At 68.2% G+C, this 21,528-nt stretch carries 18 protein-coding genes, 1 tRNA gene and 1 other RNA gene; 11 read left to right on the top strand and 9 right to left on the bottom strand.

The window, feature by feature from the left end:
- Positions 1-8: 8 nt before the first annotated feature.
- The 3 genes from AC4ELH_RS07825 to ffs form a co-directional block, all read right to left on the bottom strand.
- Positions 9-2,081: a DNA polymerase III subunits gamma/tau gene (locus tag AC4ELH_RS07825; RefSeq protein WP_498883775.1), complete on the bottom strand. Its 2,073-nt coding sequence runs from the start codon at positions 2,079-2,081 to the stop codon at positions 9-11.
- Positions 2,082-2,107: 26 nt separating this feature from the next.
- Positions 2,108-3,391: an aspartate aminotransferase type Ic gene (locus AC4ELH_RS07820; protein WP_498884101.1), complete on the bottom strand. Its 1,284-nt coding sequence runs from the start codon at positions 3,389-3,391 to the stop codon at positions 2,108-2,110.
- A gap of 34 nt (positions 3,392-3,425) precedes the next feature.
- Positions 3,426-3,520, bottom strand: an RNA gene (gene ffs, locus AC4ELH_RS07815) — signal recognition particle sRNA small type.
- 69 nt (positions 3,521-3,589) lie between these two features.
- Between ffs and AC4ELH_RS07810 the strand changes: the two genes are divergently transcribed.
- The 7 genes from AC4ELH_RS07810 to AC4ELH_RS07780 all read left to right on the top strand — a co-directional run bounded on the left by AC4ELH_RS07810 (position 3,590) and on the right by AC4ELH_RS07780 (position 9,643).
- Positions 3,590-3,675 (top strand) — tRNA-Ser (locus AC4ELH_RS07810).
- An 84-nt stretch (positions 3,676-3,759) separates the two neighbouring features.
- Positions 3,760-4,518: a lipid uptake coordinator LucA gene (lucA, locus tag AC4ELH_RS07805; protein ID WP_448446305.1), complete on the top strand. Its 759-nt coding sequence runs from the start codon at positions 3,760-3,762 to the stop codon at positions 4,516-4,518.
- A 50-nt stretch (positions 4,519-4,568) separates the two neighbouring features.
- Complete coding sequence (locus tag AC4ELH_RS07800; protein WP_448446303.1) at positions 4,569-5,591, top strand: S1C family serine protease; 1,023 nt, start codon at positions 4,569-4,571, stop codon at positions 5,589-5,591.
- A gap of 3 nt (positions 5,592-5,594) precedes the next feature.
- Positions 5,595-7,169, top strand: a complete 1,575-nt coding sequence (locus tag AC4ELH_RS07795) for a PucR family transcriptional regulator (RefSeq protein WP_448446301.1) — start codon at positions 5,595-5,597, stop codon at positions 7,167-7,169.
- Between the two features lie 74 nt (positions 7,170-7,243).
- The gene (locus AC4ELH_RS07790; protein WP_448446299.1) at positions 7,244-8,494 is read left to right on the top strand and encodes an NAD(P)/FAD-dependent oxidoreductase; all 1,251 of its coding nucleotides are present in this window, start codon (positions 7,244-7,246) and stop codon (positions 8,492-8,494) included.
- A gap of 95 nt (positions 8,495-8,589) precedes the next feature.
- Positions 8,590-9,054 (top strand): GreA/GreB family elongation factor, encoded by a 465-nt coding sequence (locus AC4ELH_RS07785; RefSeq protein ID WP_448446297.1) that lies wholly within the window; start codon positions 8,590-8,592, stop codon positions 9,052-9,054.
- Between the two features lie 25 nt (positions 9,055-9,079).
- Positions 9,080-9,643: a TetR/AcrR family transcriptional regulator gene (locus AC4ELH_RS07780; RefSeq protein WP_498883771.1), complete on the top strand. Its 564-nt coding sequence runs from the start codon at positions 9,080-9,082 to the stop codon at positions 9,641-9,643.
- Here AC4ELH_RS07780 and AC4ELH_RS07775 read toward each other — a convergent pair.
- Positions 9,627-10,193 carry a TetR/AcrR family transcriptional regulator gene (locus AC4ELH_RS07775; RefSeq protein ID WP_498883769.1) on the bottom strand — a complete coding sequence of 189 codons (567 nt, stop codon included), beginning with the start codon at positions 10,191-10,193 and terminating at the stop codon, positions 9,627-9,629. The genes AC4ELH_RS07780 and AC4ELH_RS07775 overlap by 17 nt on opposite strands.
- 85 nt (positions 10,194-10,278) lie before the next feature.
- Between AC4ELH_RS07775 and AC4ELH_RS07770 the strand changes: the two genes are divergently transcribed.
- Genes AC4ELH_RS07770 through AC4ELH_RS07760 form a run of 3 tightly spaced genes read left to right on the top strand, consistent with a single transcriptional unit; the run spans position 10,279 to position 12,996 of the window.
- Complete coding sequence (locus AC4ELH_RS07770; protein WP_498883767.1) at positions 10,279-11,070, top strand: SDR family NAD(P)-dependent oxidoreductase; 792 nt, start codon at positions 10,279-10,281, stop codon at positions 11,068-11,070.
- A 46-nt stretch (positions 11,071-11,116) separates the two neighbouring features.
- Positions 11,117-11,983 carry an SDR family NAD(P)-dependent oxidoreductase gene (locus tag AC4ELH_RS07765; protein ID WP_498883765.1) on the top strand — a complete coding sequence of 289 codons (867 nt, stop codon included), beginning with the start codon at positions 11,117-11,119 and terminating at the stop codon, positions 11,981-11,983.
- Positions 11,980-12,996 carry an aldo/keto reductase gene (locus tag AC4ELH_RS07760; protein ID WP_498883763.1) on the top strand — a complete coding sequence of 339 codons (1,017 nt, stop codon included), beginning with the start codon at positions 11,980-11,982 and terminating at the stop codon, positions 12,994-12,996. Before AC4ELH_RS07765 ends, AC4ELH_RS07760 begins: the two co-directional genes overlap by 4 nt.
- A 14-nt stretch (positions 12,997-13,010) precedes the next feature.
- On the opposite strand, the gene ligD is transcribed toward AC4ELH_RS07760, so the two are convergent.
- A complete protein-coding gene (gene ligD, locus AC4ELH_RS07755) occupies positions 13,011-14,054 on the bottom strand; it encodes a non-homologous end-joining DNA ligase (protein WP_498883761.1) in 1,044 nt (347 codons plus the stop codon).
- 1 nt (position 14,055) lies between these two features.
- Entirely contained in the window at positions 14,056-15,114 is a 1,059-nt protein-coding gene (locus AC4ELH_RS07750; protein WP_498883760.1) for an ATP-dependent DNA ligase, read from the bottom strand.
- A 218-nt stretch (positions 15,115-15,332) separates the two neighbouring features.
- Here AC4ELH_RS07750 and AC4ELH_RS07745 point away from each other — a divergent pair, with 218 nt between their 5' ends.
- On the top strand, positions 15,333-16,406 hold the full coding sequence (locus tag AC4ELH_RS07745; RefSeq protein ID WP_498883759.1) for an ATP-dependent DNA ligase: 1,074 nt from the start codon (positions 15,333-15,335) through the stop codon (positions 16,404-16,406).
- On the opposite strand, the gene AC4ELH_RS07740 is transcribed toward AC4ELH_RS07745, so the two are convergent.
- The 3 genes from AC4ELH_RS07740 to AC4ELH_RS07730 all read right to left on the bottom strand — a co-directional run bounded on the left by AC4ELH_RS07740 (position 16,403) and on the right by AC4ELH_RS07730 (position 21,519).
- Positions 16,403-17,257, bottom strand: a complete 855-nt coding sequence (locus AC4ELH_RS07740; protein ID WP_064885773.1) for a hypothetical protein — start codon at positions 17,255-17,257, stop codon at positions 16,403-16,405. The two genes, AC4ELH_RS07745 and AC4ELH_RS07740, sit on opposite strands and share 4 nt — an antisense overlap.
- Before the next feature lie 69 nt (positions 17,258-17,326).
- The gene (locus AC4ELH_RS07735) at positions 17,327-20,125 is read right to left on the bottom strand and encodes a helix-turn-helix transcriptional regulator (protein WP_498883757.1); all 2,799 of its coding nucleotides are present in this window, start codon (positions 20,123-20,125) and stop codon (positions 17,327-17,329) included.
- A gap of 92 nt (positions 20,126-20,217) precedes the next feature.
- On the bottom strand, positions 20,218-21,519 hold the full coding sequence (locus AC4ELH_RS07730) for a carboxylesterase family protein (protein ID WP_498883755.1): 1,302 nt from the start codon (positions 21,517-21,519) through the stop codon (positions 20,218-20,220).
- Between the last annotated feature and the right edge of the window lie 9 nt (positions 21,520-21,528).

Here is a 21,528-nt window from a genome sequence, read left to right as displayed (position 1 = left end):
ACTCCTACCTAGCTCTCGATCTTTCGCGCACCGAGTTCGTTCTGAAGGAGTTCCAGCGCAACCTCTTCGGGATCACGACGGGGCCCGGCCTCGCTCTGCGAAGCCTCGGCGAGCATCTCTGCCTCTTCTTGCTCCGGGGAGGACGGCGGTTCCGGCGCGGGCTCCGGCTCAGGTTCGGGAATGACGCGGCCCGGCCTGGTGGGGACCCGTGGCGGGGGCTTACTGGCCTTCGGCGCGGGCGGCGGGGCCGCCTCTGCCGTGCCGACCTCACAGCGGATCTGCCAGTCCACACCGAGCGCGTCCTTCAACGCATCCCGGATCACGTCGGCATTTCGCGACTCGGTCAGCCGCTTGGCCAACGGCGGTGAGTCATGGGACAGCACAAGGGTTTTGTCCTCGACGGCCCGCACGATGGCACCCGAGAGCATGACCTCGGTGGTCCGACTGCGCTCGCGTACCTTCTCCCGCACCGTCGTCCACATCGAGCGCACCGCGGCGGCGTTGGGTTCACCCCCGGGAGTCACCGATGCCTGCAGCGGTTCCGGCTCGGGTTCGGGCTCCGGAGCGGGCTCAGGCTCGAAGTCCGGCTCCGGCGGCAGCGGTGGCTCTGGCTCGGACTGGGGCGCGGGTTCTGCAACAGGGGGCGGCGGTGGCGGCGCGGAAACAGGTTCGGGCGCGGACACCGGTTCGGGTGCACGCTCGGGCTCGGGAGCAGGAGCAGGCGGTGCCGGAGCAGGGGCGGGGTCGGGTGCCGGTGACGGGGCCGGAGCGGGGTCAGGTGCCGGAGCCGCTTGGCTGCGGCGGGTGAATGTCTTGGTGGGTTCGGCGGCGGGCACGGACGGCTCGGCGGCCGCGGCGGGCCGGGCCGGTGCTGCGGGCCGAGCGGTCGACGACGCCTCGCCGGCCGGGAGCGACATGTCCAGCCGCGTCTCGATACGTTCGATGCGCTGAAGGAGGGCCGATTCGGTGTCGTGCGCCGAGGGCAGCAGCAGCCGGGCGCACACCACTTCCAGCAGCAGCCGCGGCGCGGTGGCACCGCGCATCTCACCGAGGCCGGCGTGGACCACCTCGGCATACCGGGCCAACGTCGCCGCGCCCACCCGGTCGGCCTGCTCCCGCATGCGTTCCAGCACGTCGGCCGGGGCATCCACGACACCGCGGGTAACCGCGTCGGGCACGGCCTGCAGCACGATCAGATCGCGGAAGCGCTCCAGCAGATCGGTGGCGAACCGCCGCGGATCGTGACCGGCGTCGATCACGGCCTCGACGGCTCCGAACAGCGCCGCCGCGTCGCCGGCGGCCAGCGCCTCAACCGCTTCGTCGATGAGTGCCATATCGGTGGCGCCCAGCAGGGCCAGCGCCCGCTGATAGGTGATGTGGTTGCCGTTGGCACCCTGCTCGGAGCCGGCCAGCAGCTGATCGAGCACCGAGAGCGTGTCGCGAGGTGAACCGCCGCCGGCCCGGATCACCAATGGGTACACCGCGTCGTCGACGTGGACGTTCTCCTCGGCGCAGATGCGCTCCAGCAGCGGACGCATGGTGCGCGGGGCCAGCAGCCGGAACGGGTAATGGTGCGTACGCGACCGGATGGTCGGCAGCACCTTCTCCGGTTCGGTGGTGGCGAACACGAAGATCAGGTGCTCGGGCGGCTCCTCGACGATCTTGAGCAGGGCGTTGAAGCCGGCCGTCGTGACCATGTGGGCCTCGTCGACGATGAAGATGCGGTACCGCGACTGGGCCGGTGCGTAGAACGCGCGGTCCCGCAGCTCGCGGGTGTCGTCCACACCGCCGTGGCTGGCCGCGTCGAGCTCGACGACGTCGACATTGCCCGGTCCGTTCGGTGCCAGTGCGACGCACGAATCGCACACCCCGCACGGTGTCGGTGTCGGCCCCTGCTCACAGTTGAGCGAGCGGGCGAGGATGCGCGCCGAGGATGTCTTGCCGCAGCCGCGCGGTCCGGAGAACAGATATGCGTGGTTGATCCGGTTCGCGGTCAGCGCAGTCGATAGCGGCTCGGTGACATGTTCCTGGCCAACGACTTCCGCGAAGCTTGCCGGCCGGTATTTGCGGTAGAGAGCCACGGGAGAAGGCTACCGACTGCGTCCGACTACTCGCCGAGCAGTGACTCGGTCGCTGCCAACAGCGCGCAGGTGGCCAGGCCGTCGATCGCCTCACGCACATCGGACAGCGACGGGAACGTCGGGGCGATGCGGATGTTCTTGTCCTCGCGGTCCTTGCGGTACGGGAACGACGCACCTGCCTCGGTCACCGCGATGCCGGCCTCCTTGGCCAGGGCGACGGTGCGCTTGGCGGTGCCGGGCCACACGTCGAGGCTGACGAAGTAGCCTCCCTTGGGATCGGTCCACGATGCGATCTTCGACTCACCCAACCGGTCCTCGAGGATCTCGGCGACGAGGGCGAACTTGGGCGCGATCAGCTCACGGTGACGCTGCATCTGCAACTTCACGCCGTCGGCGTCGCCGAAGAAGATCCGGTGACGCAACTGGTTGATCTTGTCCGGCCCGATCGACTTCTTGCCGGCGTGCTGCAGGTACCAGGCGATGTTGCCCAGCGAGCCACCCAGGAAGCTCACCCCTGCCCCGGCGAAGGTGATCTTTGAGGTCGAGGCGAACACCAGCGGGCGGTTCGGGTTGCCGGCCGCCTCGGCCAGGCCCAGCACGTCGACCTGACGGATGAACTCGTCGGTGAGGGTGTGGACCGCGTAGGCGTTGTCCCACATCAACCGGAAATCGTTTGCCGCCGTGCGCATCTGGACGAGGCGCCGGACAACTTCCCAGGAGTACGTGACCCCGGTCGGGTTGCCGTACACCGGAACGCACCACATACCCTTGATCGCCGGGTCGGCCGCGACGAGTTCCTCGATCAGGTCGACGTCGGGGCCGTCTTCCCGCATCGGCACCTGGATCATCTCGATCCCGAACGACTCGGTGATCGCGAAGTGGCGGTCATAACCGGGCGAGGGGCACAGGAACTTCACGACGGGCTCTTGGATCCAGGGCCGGACCGAATCCACCCCGCCGTGCAGCAGCGAGAACACGATGACGTCGTGCATCATCTCCAGGCTCGCGTTGTTGCCCGCGATCAGGTTCTGCACCGGGATTCCGAGCAGCTCACCGAAGATCTCGCGCAGTTCGGGCAGCCCGTGCAGTCCGCCGTAGTTGCGGGTGTCGGTGCCCGTGCGGTCGCGGAAGGAATCTTTCTCCGGGCCGGGCAGCGACAGCAGCGCGTTGGACAGGTCCAACTGCTCGGGGGCCGGCTTACCGCGCGTCAGGTCCAGGCTCAGCTTCTTCGCCTGTAGCTCTGCGTAGTTTCGCTGTTGGACTTCATGCTGCGCGAGCAGATCGTCGCGGCCAAGAGACTGGAACGACACCGCGCGCCTTTCACAGAAGCGGAATGAGCTGGACATAAGGGGACCCCGCGCACCCGCCAGAGCCCGTTGACCCTTGCTGCCTTCCGGCCCTGGGGGAGTTCACAGGATGGACGCCGCGCGGGGTCCAAGGCGAGTGTAATACCCGTCCCTTTCCCCGGCGTTTCGGGACTGGTTCCCCCGTCCGCTACGATTGCCGACGGAGGATTCGCCTAGTGGCCTATGGCGCTCGCCTGGAACGCGGGTTGGGTTAACAGCCCTCAGGGGTTCAAATCCCCTATCCTCCGCGCTCGGGTCCGGGGTGCGACCTGCTGAATCAACCCTGATCAGCAGCTCGCACCCCGGCCCAATTTCAGTACCCGAGGAGGAGTATGGGCCGCACCGTCGCGGTGATCTGGCACGTGTCGTTTTCGATCGTGGCCGCCGGCCTCTACTTCTTTTTCGTTCTCCCCAGATGGCATGAGCTCGTCGGCGATACCTCGCCCACGCTCGGACTGATCCTGCGCATCGTCACCGGAGTGCTGATCGGTCTGGCCGCCCTGCCGGTGGTGTTCACGCTGCAGCGGACCAAGCGTCCCGAGCTGTCCACCCCCGAGTTGGCGCTGCGGCTCCGGGCCGCCTCGATCGCGCTGCACGTGCTGGCCGCGGTGCTGATCATCGGCGCCGCAGTCTCCGAGATCTGGCTGTCCCTGGACAGCGCCGGGCCGTGGCTGTTCGGGATCTACGGCGCCGCCGCCGCGATCGCACTGCTCGGCATCTTCGCCTTCTACCTGGCCTTCGTTGCCGAACTGCCGCCACCGCCGCCGAAGCCGGTCAAGACCCGGGAGAAGTCCGAGCGCCGCGGTCGCAAGAAGGCCGCAGCCGAGACCGAGGATGCTGCCGAGTCGGACGAGGCCGAAGAAACCGAAGAGGCCGAAGAGTCCACTGAAGCCCAGTCCGAGGACGACGCCGCAGAGGCGGAAGAGACCGAGGACCAGGTCGAAGAGTCCGGCGCCGAGGAGCCTCAGTCGACGGCAGAGGAAGCCGAGCCGATCGAAGGCAACTCCCTGCGTAACCGGCGGCCGTCCAGCAAGAGCGGTAGCAAGCGGCGGGGCTGGCGCTCGCGCGGCGAAGTCGCCACCGAGGACTGACGCACACCAATCGCGTCGACATCGGCTACTTATCCAGCCAAGATGGGTATATGAGCAAAGTGAGCTCACATCCGTTCAGAACGATCGTCGCGGTGGCAGTGACCGCCGCGACGGCCGTTATCGCCCCGATTGCACCTGCCGCCGCCGCACCCGGTGACCCCGAGACGGTGGCCTCCCAGATCGAACCGTCGGTGGCCCGCATCGACACCGTCGTGGATTACCAACAGGCCTACGGCATCGGCACCGGCATCGTGTTGTCGCCGAACGGTGAGGTCCTGACCAACTACCACGTGGTCCAGGGAGCCAACTCGATCAGCGCCACGGTCGGCGGCCAGCGGTACCCGGCCGACCTGGTCGGCTACGACCGGCAGAACGACATCGCAGTGCTGCAACTGCACGGTGCGGCAGGCCTGCCGCCGGCGCCGATCGGCGATTCGGCCGCTCTGGCACCCGGGCGTCCCGTGGTCGCACTCGGCAATGCCGGGGGCAGCGGCGCGCCCCTGACCCGCGAGGTCGGCACCATCAGCGCGTTCAATCGGACCGTCAACGCCGAAGACGAGCTGACGGGCACGAGCGATGAGATCAACGGCCTGTTCGAGTTCGCCGCGCCGGTGCGTGCCGGTGACTCCGGCGGTCCCGTGGTCAACGATGCCGGGCAGGTCGTGGGTATGACGACCGCCGCGTCGGTGAACTTCCGCATGGGTCCCGGCGGCAAGGGGTTCGCGATCCCGATCAACGACGCGATGGCGATTGCCGGGCAGATCCGCTCCCGTACCCCGTCGGGCTCGGTGCACATCGGGCCACCGACCCTGCTCGGCGTCGGTGTCCGCACCGCGCAGCGCCAGAGCGGCGGCGTGATCGTCCAGGACGTCATCGCCGGCGGCCCGGCCGACGCGGCCGGCCTGATCCCGGGCGACGTGCTCACCGCCATCGACAACACCCCGCTGGATTCGGCCCGCGCCCTGACGCTGGTCCTCGATCGGCACTACCCGGGCGACGTGGTCGGCCTGACCTGGCTGGACCAGGGCGGCCAGCAGCACACCGGCAAGGCCACACTGGCCGCCGGGCCGTAATCCGTGGTCACGCTGGACCGCCTGATCAACGTCCTGGGCGGCTACGGGGTGCGGCTGCGCGCCCCGACACACGGATCCTCTCCGGCGCCCCGCTCGACCGAGCTGCGCAGTGTGGTGATGCACGAGCCCGGACCGGTCATCGGCGATGTCCTGCTGGCCGTCGGAGCCGGTTCTGTGACCGAGGCGGTTCAGTGGGCGAAGGCCGCGCGCGCCGTGGTGGTCCTGGTCCGCGGTCCGCACGACCCGGCCGACGACGTAACGGCCGACGAGCGCATCGCGGTGATGACGGTCGATCCGGAGGTCTCCTGGAGTGAGCTCGCGGCCGTGGTCTACGGCGTCGTACTTGAAGGCCGGGAGACCGAATCCGGGCGCGGCCCAACCGATTTGTTCGCCCTGGCCGACAGCCTCGCCGATGCCGTGGGTGGCGCGGTCACCATCGAGGACCGGCGCAGTGCGGTGTTGGCGTACTCGCGACTGCAGCAGCATGCCGACCCGGCGCGCGCCGAGACGATCCTGAGCCGCGGGGCACCCGAACGGCTGCGCACCCTCTTCGAGGCCCGCGGGGTGTTCCGGCACCTGGTCGAATCCGACGACCCGATGTTCGTCGACGGCGATGACGAGCTCGGCCTGACCGGGCGGATGGTGGTGGCGGCCCGGGCCGGCCGCGAACTGCTCGGTTCGATCTGGGTGACGTGTGCCGCTCCCCTGCCCGACGCGCGCCGCGCCGCACTGGCCGACGGCGCCCGCATGGTCGCCCTGCATCTGTTGCGCTCCCGCGCCAGCGCCGATCTGGAACGCCAGGTGGAGTCGGAGCTGGTGATCCGTCTGCTCGAAAGTGCCGCCGATGCCACCACGGCGGCCAGCCGGCTCGGGCTGCCGCAGACGCCGCTGCGGGTGATCGCATTGCGTGCCCGCACCGGAAACGAGCGGCATGCCGCGTTGCTCCTGGCGTTCGAGCGGGCGACCGCGGGCTTCGGCTGGTCGCGTCCCGGGCGCAGCGCCCTGGCCGGCAACACCGTCTACACCGTGTTGCCCGGGGCCGAGGCAGAAGCTGCGAGCCGGTGGGTGGCGGGGCTGCGTGCCGCATTGCCCGAGCCGGTGACCGTGCTGGCCGGGATCAGCGGTCCGGCCACCGCCGCCGAGCTGGCCCTGGCCCGCAGTGAGGCCGACGAGTGCCTGGCCCTGCACGAAGTCCGTCACGAGGTCCGGCACGAGGTGCACAGGGACGACGACGTCGGCCTCGACGACAGAGTGCCGGTCTACGACGAGGCCTGGGACGAGATCCTGCTGCAGCGACTACGGATCGCCGCGCGCGCCGGCCGTGCCCCGCAGCGCGGACCTGTCGCCGAGCTACGGGCCCACGACCAGGCCAGTGGCACGCAGTACGCCGCCACGCTGCGAGCCTGGCTGGAAGCCCAGGGCGATCTGGCCGGGGCCGGGCGGGCGCTCGGTGTGCACGAGAACACCGTGCGCTACCGGCTGCGCAAGATGATCGAACTGACCCAGCTGGACCTCGACGATGCCCGCAAGCGACTGGCGATGATGATCGAGCTGGCGGCAACCGAAGAGTTGTCGTAACTCGACAATCACTCCGCTTCTGTTTGTCGAGATGGTGCAAACACCGAGCGCGTGAGCGGCCTCACCATGGGAGCATGTATGGGGTCGAGCGCATTGACGGTGCACCGCGGTCAGCGGTTGTCGTGGGTGCAGGCATTGTCGGCCTGTCCACCGCATGGTTTCTCCAGGAGCACGGAGTCAAGGTCACCGTGGTCGACCGCACCGGGGTCGCCGCGGGTGCGTCGTGGGGCAACGCCGGCTGGGTTTCGCCGACGCTGACCATCCCGCTCAATGATCCGGCGGTGCTGCGTTACGGCGTGCGGTCGCTTTTCGACCCGGCCGCACCGCTGCACATCCCGCTGACCTCGGGCCCTCGCCTGCTGGCGTTCCTGGCCCGATTCGCCATGAGCTGCCGTCTGTCGACCTGGACCAGGGTGGCCAAGGCCAACGTGCCGCTCAACGAGGAGTGCCTCGAGGCCTACGACGTGCTGACCGCCAACGGCGTGGCGGTACCCACCACCGACGGGCCGATCACCGCGCTGTTCGAAACCGCCCGGCAGGCCGAACATCTGATGACCGAACTGCGCCGGATGGCTGCCGTCGGGCAGACCGTCACGGTCACCGGCCTGTCCGGTGACACGCTGCGCGACCATGTCCCGCTGGCCTCGCCGGCGATCACCGCGGGCATCAGCGTGGAAGGCCAGCGCTTCGTGGACCCGGGCCGGTTCGTCCAGGCGCTCGGCGATGCCGTCATCGCCAGGGGCGCGGAACTGGTCATCGGCGAGGTCACCGATGTGCGCGCCATGGGTGCCGGAGTGAACGTGGACCTGGCCGACCGATCACTGAGCGCGGAGACCGCCGTGATCGCCACCGGGGCGTGGCTTTCGAAGCTGGCGAAACCCCGGGTCCGTACGCCCGTGCAGGCCGGTCGCGGTTACTCGTTCACCGTGCCGGTCGACCGCCCGATTCTCGGACCCATCTACCTGCCCGACGCCCGCGTCGCCTGCACGCCGTACCAGGGCAAGCTGCGGGTGGCCGGAACCATGGAGTTCCGCTCCCCCGACGACCCGGTGCAACCGCCGCGGGTCGACGCCATCATCGCGTCGGCGGCCCCGCTGCTCGACGGTGTGGACTGGGAGGCCCGCACCGATGTGTGGGTGGGCCCACGCCCGGTCAGCTCAGACGGTCGCCCCCTGATAGGCGAAGTCGCACAAGGCATCTACGTGGCCGGCGGTCACGGCATGTGGGGACTGGCTCACGGTCCGGTCACCGGCCGACTGCTCGCCGAGTACATGACCACCGGAAAGCAACCCGAGGCACTGCGGGAATTCGATCCCCTGCGCTGACGAACCACGACTTTGCCCTGACGGGCCGACAAGCCGTCAGGGGCGGCGAACATCCCGCCCTGGCGGCAACTCCGCATCATCGGAAGGAAATCACAATGACTGTCAGCCAACGTGTTTGGTTATCTCCACAGGCGTATGAGCGCCTCCAGGTCGAGCTGTCGACACTGCGCGATCTGATCGCAGGCGAAGCCGCGTCCGATTCCGACGAGAACGAGGTGGCGATCCAGCGGGCACGTCAGACCCGCATCCAGCAGATCCACGACCTGCTGCTCAACGCCGTCGTCGGTGAGGATCCGCCGGACGACGGGGTGGCCGAGCCGGGCATGGTGTTGACCGTGCGCTACGACCAGACGGGCGAGATCGAGACCTTCCTGCTGGGCGTCCGCGGCGCGGAATACGGCGACCTGGAGGTCTATTCGGTGAACTCACCGTTGGGCGAGGCGATCGTCGGCGCGCGTCCAGGCGAGCAGCGCCACTACCCGGTCCCCAGCGGCGAGGCCCTGCCGGTCACCCTGATCAGTGCAGTGCCGTTCGGGATGCACCTGCCGGCCGTGGGATAAGGCGTGTGCGTCCTAGTCTGTTCGGATGGCCGAACGCAAGGGCACGCTGGGCAGCCTGACCGCCGATGACTGGGTGCAGGCCGGGTACGCCCTGCTGGCCTCCGACGGGATGCGGGCGCTGAAGATCGAGCGACTCTGCGAGCAGATCGGCGCGACCCGGGGCAGCTTCTACTGGCACTTCACCGACATGAAGGGCTACCGGGCCGCCCTGGTCGCGTCGTGGAATGCGTTCCTGGAGCAGGACCGCCGCTCATTGGCCGAACTCGAACACCTGCCGCCTCGCGAGCGGCTGTCGGGAATGATGAAACAGCTGCTCAGCCCGCAGCACTGGACGCTGGAACGCGCGATGCGGGAGTGGGCGCGCTCCGACGACGTCGCCGCGGCCAACGTACGGGCGGCCGACCACCGCGTGTTGGTCGCCGTCACCAAGGCCTATCTCGACTACGGGTTCAGCCCCGAGGACGCGGCGCTGCGCGGACAGGCCACCTTCGCCACAGGGATCGGCGTGCTGCACCTGATGGACTCAGCCGACGCCCTGACCACCGCCGACCGCTACGAGAGATTCCTGGATCTCATGCTGGCTCGATGATCGCGGAGAACACGCGCTCGAACAGGTCGGTCAGCCGGCCGGCGTCGGCATCGGTCAGGCCCGGGCTCCTGATCACCCGCCGCATCAGCAGGACCCCGCTCATCACCGACAGCATGGCGTCGGCGCGGAGCTCACGGTCAGACCCGGGGAGCTGGCGGGCCAACCGTTGGCCGACGTGGCGTGCGATCGCGTCGCGCACGATGTTCACCGCAACCGGGTTCGAGACCGAACGGAGCATGATCAGGAACGGCTCCAGCGGGTCGGCATCCGAGTCGGAGCGTTCGGTCAGCGCGGTCGCAGCATCGCGCGCCAGCGCGTCCGGCTCCTCCGCGACGATCGTCGGTGGCGCGAAAGAGGTTTCGACCGCCTCGGCGAACAGCTGCTCCTTGGACCCGAAGTAGCGGTTCACCAGCATCGCGGTGACCCCGGCGTCTCGCGCGATCTCACGAACGCCGACCCCGTCGTACCCGGACAGCGCAAAGTGCCGGATCGCCGATTGCAGGATCGCCTCGCGGGTGGCCGCAGCGTTGCGTGTTCGGGAGGAACCCATGCCGACCACGCTAGGGAATATCCGGGCACAAGTCTACGTATGTATACCTATCGAATGTATACGACTGTAGACATAGGAGTGGGTTATGGACCTGGGTCTGTCGGGCAAGCGCGCACTGGTCACCGGATCGAGCACGGGGCTCGGGCAGGCCATCGCCCAAACGCTTGCCGCCGAGGGTGCTTCCGTCGTGGTCCACGGACGCGACGCATCACGTACCCGGGCTGTCGCCAACGGTATTCGAGCCGGCGGTGGCGACGCGGAACCCGTCACGGGTGACCTGGCCACCGATGCCGGCGCCGACGCAGTTGCCGCGATTGCGAGTGACGTCGACATCCTCGTCAACAACGCCGGGTACTACGACGGGCTCGGGTGGCCCGAACTCACAGCGGAGCTGTGGACGCAGATCTACCAGGTCAACGTCGTGTCCGGGGTGCGCATGATCGAGCGGCTGGTGCCCGGGATGCGGCGGCGCGGCTGGGGCCGCGTCATCCAGATCGGTGGCGGGCTCGCGATCCAGCCCGCCGCCGGGCAGCCGCATTACAACGCGACACTCGCCGCCCGGCACAACCTCACGGTGTCGCTGGCCCGCGAACTCGCCGGGACAGGTGTCACGTCCAACATCGTTGCGCCAGGGGCCATCCTGACCGAACCCGTGCGGGACATGGCCGTCCAAGCCGCGGCAGTACACGGCTGGGGCCCGGCGTGGGAGGACATCGAGAGCGCTGCCGCCACCGAGTGGTTTCCCAACGATGTCGGCAGGTTCGGCCGCCCGGAGGAAATCGCTTCCGCGGTCGCGTTTTTGGCCAGTGTTCATGCCGGCTACATCAGCGGTGCCGATCTGCGCGTCGACGGCGGGGCCGTCCGCAGCGTCGCCTGAACCATTGCTCCACCTCAGATATCTCAACCGAAAGTAGGTAACCGCAATGTCGTACGTATTTCTCGTTTCCGGCGCGTCCCGCGGTCTGGGCCGCGCGATCGTCGAGGCGGCCTTGGGGGCGGGGCACCGGGTCGTAGCCGGCGTCCGCTCCTCCACCGCGCTGTCCGACCTCGCCAGAACCCAGCCGGACCGGCTCGCCGTCGTCGAGCTCGACGTGACCGACGACGACCAGGTGCGGGCGGCTGTGGCCACTGCAGTCGAGCGGTTCGGCCGGCTCGACGTATTGGTCAACAACGCGGGCTACGCGAACATGGCCGCCATCGAAGACTTCGACTTCGATGACTTCCGTGCCCAGATCGACGCCAACTTCTTCGGCGTCGTCCGACTCACCCAAGCCGCACTGCCCGTCATGCGGGCCCAGCGCACCGGCCACATCATCCAGATCTCCTCGGTGGGCGGGCGGCTCGTGCGCGCCGGCCTGGGCGCCTACCAGTCAGCCAAGTGGGCAGTCACCGGATTCTCCGGCGTGCTCGCCCAGGAAGTAGGTCCTCTCGGCATCAACGTCACCGTTCTGGAACCCGGCGGTATGCGCACCGATTGGGCCGGCTCATCGATGCGGGTCGCCGCGGTCCGCGACGAGTACGCCGATACCGTCGGTGCGTCGATCGCCAGAAGCACTCCCGAAAGCCTCGGTGCCAGCGACCCGGCCAAGGTGGCCGAACTCGTCCTCACCGTCGCCGGGATGACCGATCCCCCAGAGCGGTTGCTCGTCGGCCCCGATGCCTACCGTTACGCCACCGCTGCCGGGCGCGAACTGCTCGCCGATGACGAGAGTTGGGAGGCTCTCAGCCTCTCCACCGCGGCCGATGACGTCACCGCCGATCAGGTCGATCCGCTGGGAGCCGCCAAATGAGAACAACCATCGGGCATTCCGATCTGACGGTGCGTTCGATCGGCCTGGGCTGCATGGGAATGTCCCAGTCCTACGGCTACGCCGACGACAGCGAGTCGGTGGCCACCATTCGCGCGGCGCTTGAGCTCGGGGTGGATTTCCTCGATACGTCCGATGTCTATGGCGCGTCCGACATCACCTTCGGTGTACCGATCCGGGGCTTCGGCCACAATGAGCGGCTGATCGGCGGTGCGATCGCCGGGCAACGAGACCAGGTAGTGCTGGCGACCAAGTTCGCGGCGAAGATCAACGACTCCGAGAACGGGATCGCCATCGACGGCCGACCCGAGTACGTGCGGACAGCTTGCGAGGCAAGCCTGCGGCGGTTGGGTACCGACGCCATCGACCTGTACTACTACCACCGTCTCGATCCGAGCGTGCCGATCGAGGACACCGTCGGCGCGATGGCCGAACTGGTCACCGAGGGCAAAGTCCGCGCCATCGGACTCAGTGAGGTCGGCGCCGATCAGATCCGCCGCGCACACGCCACACACCCCATCTCTGCCCTGCAATCCGAGTACTCACTGTGGGAACGCCACGTCGAGAACGGCATCACTTCGACATGCCGGGAACTGGGCATCACCCTGGTTCCCTACAGTCCGCTGGGCCGCTCGGCACTCACCGGCTCCGTGACGGCCGGAAAAACTTTCGCCCCAGGTGATTTCCGGGCCACGAACCCAAGATTCTCCGCCGAGAATCTCGCTGGCAACCTCGCGCCGGTCGAGCAACTTCGAGCCTTGGCCGCAGAGAAGAATTGCAGCCCAGGACAACTGGCGTTGGCCTGGTTGCTCGCACAGCCGCTCGATGTGGTGCCGATTCCGGGGACCAAGCGGATCCCGTTCGTCCGGGAGAACATCGCCGCCACCGACATTGCGATCAGCGCAGACGAAGTGGCGCTCCTGGCCGAGATCTTCGCACCGGGACGCGTCGCCGGCGAGCGCTACACCCCGGCTCACGCCCGAACCATCCGATGAGGATTAGCGGCTCGCTACTTCGGATTGCCGTCCTCGTCCCAGTTCTCGGCCACCTTCTTGCTGGGCTGCACCCGCGGCGGCTCACCTGGCATCTTGGGATAGCTCGGCGGGTACGGCAGGTCACCGAGGCCGCGCTCCTCGTCGGCGGCCACCAGGTCCAACAGTGGTTGTAGCGACTGTTTCTTCTTGTCGATATCCGCCCAGGGATCCTCGCGTCCGGCAAGGAAATCCGGCACGGTGGCGATCGTGTAGTCGTCGGGGTTGGCGGTGCGAAGTTCGTCCCAGGACAACGGGGTCGAGACGGTCGCGATCGGGGTCTTGCGGGCCGAATAGGGCGAGGCGAACGTGCGGTCGCGGGCATTCTGGTTGTAGTCGATGAACAGCCGCTCACCGCGCTCTTCCTTCCACCACGACGTGGTCACCGCATCGGGTGCACGCCGTTCCACCTCACGGGCCAGTGCGATTCCGGCGCGGCGCACCGCGATGAAATCCCAGTCGGTCTTGATCCGCAGGAAGATGTGCACGCCGCGACCGCCCGACGTTTTCGGATAGCCGATCAGATCCAGCTCGTCGAGCAGCGGCTTGAGCACATCGCAGGCCACCGCGGCGGCCTCGGCGAAGCCGGTGCCGGGTTGCGGGTCGAGGTCGATGCGCAGCTCGTCGGGATGTTCGGTGTCCGGACAGCGAACCTGCCAGGGATGCAACGTGATCGTGCCCATCTGCGCGGCCCACGCGATCGACGCCGGGTGCGTCACCTTGAGCGCGTCGGCGGTGCGCCCCGACGGGAACGTCACCGTGCAGGTCTCCAGGTAATCGGGATGCTTCTGCGGCACCCGCTTCTGGTAGATCTCCTCACCCTCGATGCCGTCGGGGAACCGCTGCAGATGCGTGGGCCGGTCTTTCAACAGCGTGACCATACGGTCGGCGACGGACAGGTAGTACTCCATCAGCTTGCCCTTGGTGCCGCCCTTGCCCAGCTTCGGGTAATACACCTTGTCCGGGTTGGTGAACCGGACCTTGATTCCGTCGACATCGAGTTCGGTTGCTGGTGTTGCCATTTCAGCTCTCCCCCGTCAGGACGTCGTACAGGTCGTAGTTCAACGGCACGTCGAGCTGGTCGAACGTACAGCTCGACGGTTCGCGGTCCGGGCGCCAGCGCATGAACTTCACCGCGTGCCGGAAGCGTCGACCGTTCTCGGTGTTGCCCTCCATCTGGTCATACGCCACCTCGCACACGCGATCCGGGCGCACCGGGATCCAGCGCTTGTCGGCGGCCGAGTTCCAGCGGCTGGGATCACCCTCGCGGACTTCGTCGCCCTCCCGCAGCGGCTCCAGGTCGGCCAGCAGCTTGATCCGGTCCTTGACGCTGAACGAGGCTGCGCCACCGACCATCTGCAGCTCGCCGTCGGACCGGTAGAGGCCGAGCAGGATCGAGCCGACACCCTCCCCGCTCTTGTGGATGCGGTAGCCGATCGCCACGCAGTCGGCGTCGCGGTGATGCTTGACCTTCACCATCTCCCGCTTGCCCGGCAGATACGGGCCGTCGAGCTTCTTGGCGATCACCCCGTCGAGGCCGGCCCCCTCGAAGGTCTGCAGCCACTGCGCACCGAGCTCGGGATCGGTGGTGGTCCGCGTGACATGACACCACGTCTTGGCCTTGACGGCCTCGATCAGCGCCTCGCGGCGCACCCGGAACGGCTCGGCGAGCAACGACCGGTCCCCGGTGGCCAGGGCGTCGAAGCCGATGAAGTGCGCCGGCGTCTGTTCGGCGAGCATCCGCACCCGCGACTCGGCAGGGTGGATGCGCTGCGACAACGACTCCCAGTCCAGGCGCATGCGGCCGTCGATCTCGCGGGGCACCACCACCTCACCATCGAGGACACAACGGTCGGCGAGTTCGTCACGCAGCGCGTCGAGCAGTTCGGGGAAGTAGCGCCCGAGTTCCTTTCCGCTGCGAGACTGCAACACCACCTCGTCGCCGGCCCGGAAGACCAGCGCCCGGAAGCCGTCCCATTTCGGCTCGTAGGACCACACCCCGGCCTCCTCGGGCACTTTCACCTGGGCTTTGGCGAGCATCGGTTCGATCGGCGGCACTACGGGTAGGTCCACGGGCTCCATCCTGGTTCATGGGGGCGTCACGGATCTAGACCGCCGCGCCGCGGCGAACTCATCGCGCGGACACCGGCGGCGGGTGGGACCAGCCGTGCTCTGCTTGACGCATACCCGATGAGGCCGCCTGAAACCCAGTACTCCCGCTCTTGTCTCGCGGCTCGGCCGGACTGTGTCGCGCATACTGAATAGCCACAAACCAGCCAATCCACACCAGGTCCGGAGCCATGCTGCTACCCGTGATGCCGCCCGTCTCACCGATGCTGGCCAAGCCGGCAACAGTGATTCCACCGGATGCGTCCTACGAACCGAAGTGGGACGGCTTCCGGGCGTTGGTGTTCCGCGACGGCGACGAAGTCGAGTTGGGCAGCCGTAACGAGCGGCCGATGACCCGGTATTTCCCCGAACTGGTCGAGGCTGCGAAAGCCGAGCTCCCACCGCGGTGCGTCATCGACGGCGAGATCGTCCTGCCGACCGAGCAAGGCCTGGACTTCGAAGCGCTCCAACTGCGTCTGCACCCCGCGGCTTCCCGGGTGCGCCTGTTGGCCGGACAGACCCCGGCCAGCTTCATCGCCTTCGACCTGCTCGCCCTCGGAGACGACGACCTCACCGGCCGACCGTTCGGTGAACGCCGCGCCGCTCTGGTCGGCGCGCTGGGTCCCGGCCCCGCCTTTCACGTCACCCCGGCCACCACCGATATGGCGACTGCGCGGCGCTGGTTCGACGAATTCGAGGGAGCCGGGCTCGACGGACTGATCGCCAAACCGCTGACGCTCACCTATCAGCCCGACAAACGGGTCATGGTGAAGATCAAGCACCAGCGGACCGCCGACTGCGTGGTCGCCGGCTATCGGCTCCACAAGTCGGGGCCGGATGCGATCGGCTCGCTGCTGCTGGGGCTCTACACCGATGACGGCGAGCTGGCATCCGTCGGCGTCATCGGTGCCTTCCCGATGGCGCGACGCCAAGCCCTGTTCACCGAATTGCAGTCTCTGGTAACCAGTTTCGAGAACCATCCGTGGAACTGGGCCGCCCAAGTGGCCGCCAACCCGGACCTCGCGCGTAGGTACGGCGGCGGCTCACGTTGGAACGCAGGCAAGGACCTGTCTTTCGTGCCGTTGCGACCCGAACGCGTTGTCGAGGTCCGCTACGACCACATGGAGGGTAGGCGCTTCCGACACACTGCCCAGTTCAACCGCTGGCGGCCCGACCGGGACCCGCGCTCGTGCACCTACGAGCAGCTGGAACAGCCGGTCACCTTCGGGCTCAACGACATCGTCCCGGGCCTGCTCCCCAGCTAGTAGCGACCCACGGGCTGCAGCCAGGTGGCGAGATTGCGGACATAGTCCTTGAACACGCCCAGACGGGACGGATCCGCTCCGATCTGCCAGCCGGGTCGATCGGTGACGAACGACGGCGCCCCATGCGCCAGGTCCCAGTTGTAGTCGGCGAAGTGGTGGAAGGTCGACTCGGCAACGGCCCGCCCCATCGGCCTGCCCTCCGGCGTGCTCTCACCATCGAGTGCCACCGCGAGATTGAACTGTCTGCCGGTCGCGGTGCTGCGCCCCTGAGCCACCACCGTCGCGAACGGCCCCCGGGCCGAGACCGCACCCTCATGCGGGTGCGCCGGAAACCACTCGATGCGGCCGGTGGCGGTCCTGGAAGTGCGCAGCAGCTGGTGCACCGGCTCATCGGCCAGCACCGGCTGGTAGTCGCCGTTGGCGCCCGAGTGATAGTTGGGCCACGAGATGTCGGGATTGTCCTGGTCGTCGCACCGCGACTGCGGGTCCAAGCTGGCGTCGTGAAAATCGTTGACCTGCCCCAACGAACCCAGTCCCTTCAGACAGCTACCCAGGTCCTGATGATCACGAGCGGTGAGCACCCCACCGCCGAGCCCGCGGAAGCGGCCGATCGCCGCGCATTCGTCGGGCGTCAGACCGTTGCCGACGTCGACGGCCATCAACCACAGCTGGTCGAACCCGAGCTCGTCGAGATGGCTGAGCACCGGATCCTGCCCGCCATGATCGGTCCGGTTACGGGCCAGCACCTCGTGGCCGTCCGCGCGCAGCTCGCCCGCCAGCATCGAGAATCGTCCGACATCCCAGTCGTCGGGATTCTCCGTGATCGTCGTCTGCAACAAAATTGTCGCCATGTGACGAGTCTCGTTACCGCCAGGACCCTCGGGACCCTTGAAAACCCGTGGTCTTGGAGCGAGCGCGGTTCAGCTACTCCACGACACGGAGCGCAGCTGTCGGCGTGACCGGACACCGAGCTTGACGAAGACCTTGCGCAGGTGCCATTCGACGGTGTGGGTGCTGATGAACAACTGTGCGCCGATCTCCTGATTGGTCAGTCCGTCACGGGCCAACTGGGCGATCTGCGCCTCCTGGGCGGTCAACACGTCGCCCGAGGCCATCGGCTGTTTGCGCACCTTCTCACCGGTGGCAGTCAGCTCACGCCGGGCCCGCTCGGCGAATCCTGCGGCGCCCATCCTGGTGAACATCTCGTAGGCGGTGTTGAGATGCTCTCGGGCACTGGTGCGTTGCTTCTGGCGACGTAACCATTCCCCGTAACGAAGATGGGTCCGCGCCAGCTGCACCCCCATCCGAGTGCGGCCGAGCCGCTCGACGGACTCTTTGAACAGCACGTCGGCCTCGGCGTCGTCGGCGACGACAGCCCGGACCGCGGCCAATACTCCCAGCCCCCAATCGGTTTCGCTGGACTCCGTACATCTCTCCAACCGTCGCACCGCGTCCTCGGCGACATCTCGCTCGCCGACCCGCATGGCGGCCTCGACCAGTTCGATCAAAGTCCAGCAGTAGAACCCGATGTCGTGGAACTCGCACGTGCGTTTGGCAGCTGTCAGGGCCTCCTCGTAGCGGCCCAAGCCGTTGTAGAGCACTGCGGCGGCATAGCCGGCCGCCCCGAGCAGTCGGCCCTCACCCTTGGCGGTCCCCTCTGCCATCCCCGCCTCGATGAGGTCGCCGGCCTCGGTGAGATCGCCGCGCCAGGCGGCCAATTCCACCTTGTGGTACTTCATCGGACGGTGGCCGATCGCCTCCGAGATAGAGTCGGCCTCCTCCATAAGCCTTGCAGCTGTGACGAATTCGCCTTTGTGCGTCTGGACACCGGCCTGGTAGGCGATCGCCGGCGGCAGGATGGCCAGCGCGCCGATGGCGCGGGCGTAGCCGATCATGTCGGCGGCCAGCCGGTCGACCAGGTCGTCGTCCCAGATCTCATGGGCAGCAGATTCGTGCACGATCGGGAAGGCCAATGCCAACCAGCGCAACGCCCGGCCGTCGTGGCGACGGGTGTGCTCACTCCACAGCTCCAGCGCGGTGCGCAGGGGCTCGACCGCCGCGGGCAGTCCATCGGTGATCAGGTTCGCCATGCCGACGAGGAGTAGATCGATGGGCCCAGTCGGCGTCTCGACCCTTTCGACTGCGGCGCGCGCCGCCTCGGCGGCCACCACGAGGGCTTCCGGTTGACTGCGCGAAGCAAACATCGCAGCGGCCAGCGCCTCCATGTAGGTCTCGCGGGCCAACTCGTCGTCGAGATTCTCCAACCGCTTGGCGGCGTCGAGCAGCAATCCGGCCGCATGCCGGACCGGTGGCGCACCTGGTAGTCCGCCCCGGCTGCGGGTGAATTCCATCTGCGCCCGCAGCCGGCCCACCTGTGCCCACTGCAGCTCGGTCAACGGATTCAATTCAGCCAGGGAGAGCAGCTCATAGGCGGCTTCGGGGGCAGCAGCCTCACGTTTGGCCTCGGCGGCCGCGATCGCCCGGGAACTGCGCAGGGCCGGATCGGCGGACAGGATCGCCGCCCGTTCCAGGAAAGTCGCCGCGGCGGCGATCCCGCCTCGGCTCTGGGCTCGCCAAGCCGAGGCTTCCAGTTCGGCGGCCACCGCGTCGTCGGGACCGGCCGCGGCATTGGCCGCATGCCAGGCCCGGCGATCCGGATCGAGCTCGGGGTCGGTGGCAACGGCCAAGGCGCGGTGTACTTCCCGGCGGTCGGCTGCATCGGCGGCCCGGTAGGCGGCCGACCGGACCAGCGGGTGGTGAAAGCGCATGCGTGACCCGAACTCGATGACACCGGCGGCCTCGGCCGGCGCCAACGCATCCACGCTGATCCCCAAATGCCCTGTGGCACGCGAGAACAAGATCGGGTCGCCGAGCGGATCGGCTGCGGCGAGAAGCAACAACCGCCGAGTGTCGTCCGGCAGCGACTGGATGCGGCGGACGAACCCTTCTTCGACGTGGCCTACCGATAAGCGCGCCGAGCCGAGCCAGAAACCGCCGGCAAGCTCGGCGGCCGGCACGTTACGCGGAATCTCCAGCAGTGCCAACGGGTTGCCGCGAGTTTCCGCGATGACCCGGTCTCGGACCCGCTCGTCGAGCCGGCCGAGGAAGACCGAGTCCAACAGCTCTTTGGCGTCGGTGTCCGACAACCCCTCGACCCGCAGTTCGGGCAGGCCCGGCAGCACGTCGGGGGCGCCGGCGTGAGTGTCTCGGACGGCGAACACCATGACGACCGGCTCCGCAAGCAATCGGCGCGCGACGAAACCCAGGGTCTGCACCGACACCTGATCTAGCCACTGCGCATCGTCGATCAAACACAGCATCGGCTTCCGGTCAGCCGCGGCAGCCAACAGGCTGAGCACCGCCAGACCGACCAGAAAACGGTCAGGCACCGGGCCGACACCGCGACCGAAAGCCACCGAGAGCGCGTCGCGCTGCGGCTCGGGGAGCTTGTCGAGATGATCCAGCAGCGGTGCACACAGGTGGTGCAATCCGGCGAAGGCAAGTTCCATGTCGGATTCGACCCCGGCCACCTGGGTCACCCGGAACCCCGGCGCATGTTCGACGACGTAGTCCAGCAGGGCGGTCTTCCCGACGCCCGCCTCGCCCCGCACCACCAGCACTGCGCTGCCGCCCGAGCGGCCACCCGAGACCAGGGTTCGAAGGGCCGCGCATTCGCTGACGCGTCCACGTAGAGACGGGACTGCGCCCATAATCGCCATCACACCACCGAGTCCGAATTTTGCCGAAACTTTATCAAGGCAGACCAGGTCGGGCCTCCCCGGCAGAGGTGCCTCTCGGGCCGGCTACTGAACTAGCCGAACCGCAATGTCGGGGCGGGCAGCGATTCGACTCCGTGGTGCGCGAATTGCGTCCATCGAGTGCGCATCTCGGCGGACAGCTGGTTGTCGATCGCACGCTGCGGGCCGAGCATGGGGGCGTCCGCCCAGGTCTGCGGTGAGCCGAACAGGAACGGCAACTCCATGCAGTGGCAGGCACCCAGCGGCGCGCTGACCGGTGTCCAGTCGAAACGATAAGTACCGACCCGGCCGCCGTGGGATCGCCAGGCCTGCGCCAGACGCTCGGCGGGGCCGGAGAACGCCTGCTTCGTGACCGCCTTCGAGCCGGCCCGGACGGCGAGCCGGCCGAGGGCAGGCACCCGGTTGAGCCTGACCACCCGCGGATCCATCGCGACGAACGGCGCCGCGTCGTCCTTGGTGTAGCCGATCAGCAGCTCGATGCGGCCCGCGGCGGTAGCGATGACCGCTGGGACGTCTGCGGGTGCCGGCAGCGGCCCCCGGCCGAGCCGGGGCGCGAACGCCAGACCGCCCAGCAGGCCGAAGCCCTGCGCCGCGGCAACGGCGGCAGCTTCGGCGGCAAGCAGCTTGTCCACGCTGGTCTCGGCCGGGTCGGCCCCGGCGAGCGAGCCGGCCATCGCCGCGCCCATGGCATGCGCCATGTCGTCGCGCCCCTCGTCCAACTCCAGCGGGGCGCTCTGCAGGATCGCGCGGTGGAACAGCCCGGCCGCCTCCTCGCACAGCATGAGCGACATGACCGAATGTGCACCCGCGGACTGACCGAACGCGGTGACGTTGGCCGCGTCCCCGCCGAACGCCGCGATGTTGTCCTGGACCCAGCGCAGCGCCAGGATCTGGTCGCGCAGTCCGAGGTTGTCCGCGCCGACCCCGGGCGGCGCGAGATAGCCGAAGATGCCGAGCCGGTAGCTCACGTTGACCACCACCACGTTGCCCGCACGGACCAGGGCACCGGGGTCGTACTTCGCAGACTCACCGCTGCCCGCGACGTACGCGCCGCCGTGAAACCACACCATGACGGGTAACCGGTGCGCATCGGCCGGAGCCGTGACGGTCAGCACGAGACAGTTCTCGTTGGTCGACAAGCCCGCAAGTGCGTCGCCGGTCACCCAGCCCAGGCGCGACGGCCGCTGCGGGCAGGCGGGACCTGATTGGGTCGCATCGCGAACACCCGACCAGGCCGCGGGCGGTTCGGCAGCCCCGAATCGCCTGGCGGTGCCGTAGCGCACACCTCGCGCCTGCACCAGTCCGTCTCGATGGTCAACCCGGATCGTGCCGCCGGCGATTCTCCGCTCTGCCACTTCCTGAAC

The sequence above is a fragment of the Mycobacterium shunyiense genome (assembly GCF_058270075.1).
The sequence above is the reverse complement of the archived record's forward strand: the minus strand, read 5'-3'. Positions and strand labels throughout refer to the sequence as shown.